At 40.8% G+C, this 2,284-nt stretch carries 4 protein-coding genes and 1 pseudogene; 4 read left to right on the top strand and 1 reads right to left on the bottom strand.

Going from position 1 to position 2,284, the window contains the following annotated elements:
* Nucleotides 1–122 precede the first annotated feature (122 nt).
* From N7974_RS20400 to N7974_RS20385, 4 genes are all read left to right on the top strand, one after another.
* Nucleotides 123–941 (top strand): DinB/UmuC family translesion DNA polymerase, encoded by an 819-nt coding sequence (locus tag N7974_RS20400; RefSeq protein WP_317451639.1) that lies wholly within the window; start codon nucleotides 123–125, stop codon nucleotides 939–941.
* 198 nt (nucleotides 942–1,139) lie between these two features.
* The gene (locus N7974_RS20395) at nucleotides 1,140–1,409 is read left to right on the top strand and encodes a type II toxin-antitoxin system Phd/YefM family antitoxin (protein WP_262967368.1); all 270 of its coding nucleotides are present in this window, start codon (nucleotides 1,140–1,142) and stop codon (nucleotides 1,407–1,409) included.
* Nucleotides 1,410–1,417: 8 nt separating this feature from the next.
* The gene (locus tag N7974_RS20390; RefSeq protein ID WP_262967367.1) at nucleotides 1,418–1,642 is read left to right on the top strand and encodes a PIN domain-containing protein; all 225 of its coding nucleotides are present in this window, start codon (nucleotides 1,418–1,420) and stop codon (nucleotides 1,640–1,642) included.
* 50 nt (nucleotides 1,643–1,692) lie between these two features.
* On the top strand, nucleotides 1,693–1,950 hold the full coding sequence (locus N7974_RS20385) for a hypothetical protein (RefSeq protein WP_262967366.1): 258 nt from the start codon (nucleotides 1,693–1,695) through the stop codon (nucleotides 1,948–1,950).
* Nucleotides 1,951–2,004: 54 nt separating this feature from the next.
* Here N7974_RS20385 and N7974_RS20380 read toward each other — a convergent pair.
* Nucleotides 2,005–2,284, bottom strand: a pseudogene (locus N7974_RS20380) (hypothetical protein); the annotation flags it as partial.

The following is a 2,284-nucleotide window of genomic DNA, read 5'->3' as shown; positions in this document are numbered from 1 at the left end:
CTTGAGTATTGAGATCGGGGCGGCGAGTAAATTTAATGGTCTTTTCCTTCTGTGCGAATGCGCTAAATGCATATCACAACATTTGGGAAGATTTTATTAAACTGTTAATTGGAAAATGAAGGGTGCCCAAAAAATGGCTAAAAACCGAGGGTGTTCTGGATCTATCCGATCTTGTCCGCCGGGAAAAATTAATGAAGATTGTGCCGGTAGCTGAAGTCTGGGGGATTGGTTCAAAGACAACCGCAAAATTAACTAAACTCGGCATTCACAGCGTATGGGATTTGGCCAATCAATCCCCACAGAAAATACAAAAAGCGTTTACTGTTGTGGTTGCCAGAACGATAATGGAGCTAAACGGCACACCCTGTTTAGCGCTGGAAGAGATAAGTCCAAATAAACAGCAGATCGTGTGTTCACGCAGTTTTAGTCGTCGATTAACCCAGTATCAAGAACTTTCCCACGCCTTATCCGAATTTTGTAGCCGTGCCGCTGAAAAGCTCAGACGACAACACTCCTTGACCGGCTGTGTAACCGTATTTATCAGAACCAGTCCGTTCAATCCCCATGAGCCACAATATCAACGCTCAGCCAGTATCAAACTGAATACAGCGACCCAAGATACCCGCATTTTAATCACTACTGCCAACCGTTTACTGACAGCGATATTTAAAAAGGGTTATAACTACCAGAAATGCGGTGTGCAGCTCAGTTATATCCAATCAAAATCAGCACCCGGTCAACTTGAATTATTTGCTTTTCAAGATAGCGGTCTACCTACAGAAAATAGTCCGTTAATGGCTGCCATGGACAGGATTAATAACCGTTTTCCGAAGATGATTTCAGTAGCAGCGACAGGTTTTGATAAATCATGGCAACCAAAAGCAGAACGAATATCACCTAAATACACAACTGATTGGCGGGAATTGGTGATGGTTAAGTAGAAAAACGTCAGGTGCTATTTTAAGATTACTCATTTGTAGTTTATTAAAATCAATCATATTAGCGAAGTATAACCCAACCTATTTACACCGATCTTTTTGATCATCAGTTAAATTCTATTGGCGTCAATGCCTTAAAAACCATGATTGACATTGCTCATATTAATCAATACGATCAAATGTCTACAATGGAGAATTAACATGATTAACGAAGTAAATGCGGCTGTATTCAGGCAAAATCTGGGTGAAATGCTTAATCAGGTGCAATACCGCCATGACTCCATAGTGATTAAAAAAGACGGAAAACCTGTGGCTGCCTTGGTTGATACACAACTATTTGAGCGGATACGCCGATTTAAAGATCGCTTTGAGATACTAAGCCAGCGTCTTGCCGAAGCTTATTCGACTATTCCAGAAGAAGACGGCCTGGATGAAATCGATGCTATTGTTTCCGAAATCAGGCATTCTTAACGCTTATTATGACTAATGTTTGCATCGTTTTGGAAACCAATGTTTTACTTTCTGGTACTGCCTATCCAAATTCCATACCAGGAAAAATTGTCGCGGCATGGCGAAGTGGCAGTTTAGATGTGGTACTTTCCCAATATATTTTAGATGAATTGCTGCGCGTCCTTCCAAGACTTAATCATCGCTTGGGTTATACCCCACCGAACATTTTTTTCAAGATGCCTTGCCAGAACTAAACCATCTGAATAAATCGCAGTTTCAGAATATTCTCTGCTCTGCCGTATTGATGCATTTACCCCCCCTTGCCTTAAATGCCGGATGCCTCCGTTTACTGCAATTACTTAACGACTCGGGTTGCTTAATAATCTCCTTTCGCGGCACCCATGAAACCGGTAACCGAGAAAAAGGCAAGCTCTATGAACCGATCAATATTGCTGACTTTTTAAAATTCTTTGCAGAAAATCAATGCACGGTATTGGTACAGGAAAGTGAAACAGAAGCGTCAAGAAATTTGACCTGGCATAATTTTGTCATTAAAAAGTAATGATATAAATTTTGCTTTTTTCCCAAGCTGGAACTTGGGAACCAGCGAATGCGGTTACATGTAAGCTTTAACAAATAATTTAATGCCATCAAGCACTTCGAGTAATTGTGCTGCCAACTCATAAGCCTTGTTCAATAAGGCCGCTTGTAATTCTTGATCATCTGGATAATCATGCGAAAAAGTATTACGTGCTTCACGCATTAACAACCAATCCTCAGCCGAGGCAATAGCACCTATCTTTTCGAGCCGATAAAGCTTATCGATAAATGCTTTCAAATCCCCTGGTTCTTTAGTAATTTCTAATGCAGCAGGAAACAACTTCGCCCCCATTAAG

The sequence above is a fragment of the Methylobacter psychrophilus genome (genome assembly GCF_025583945.1).
GTDB lineage: Bacteria > Pseudomonadota > Gammaproteobacteria > Methylococcales > Methylomonadaceae > Methylobacter_C > Methylobacter_C psychrophilus.
Note: the sequence above shows the minus strand (reverse complement) of the source record. Positions and strands in the feature narration are given on the sequence as shown.

Bases quoted from the DNA above. Each gene is read 5' to 3' on its own strand.
- N7974_RS20395 (WP_262967368.1), top strand. From the start codon at position 1,140: ATGATTAACGAAGTAAATGCGGCTGTATTCAGGCAAAATCTGGGTGAA.
- N7974_RS20390 (WP_262967367.1), top strand. From the start codon at position 1,418: ATGACTAATGTTTGCATCGTTTTGGAAACCAATGTTTTACTTTCTGGT.
- N7974_RS20385 (WP_262967366.1), top strand. From the start codon at position 1,693: ATGCATTTACCCCCCCTTGCCTTAAATGCCGGATGCCTCCGTTTACTG.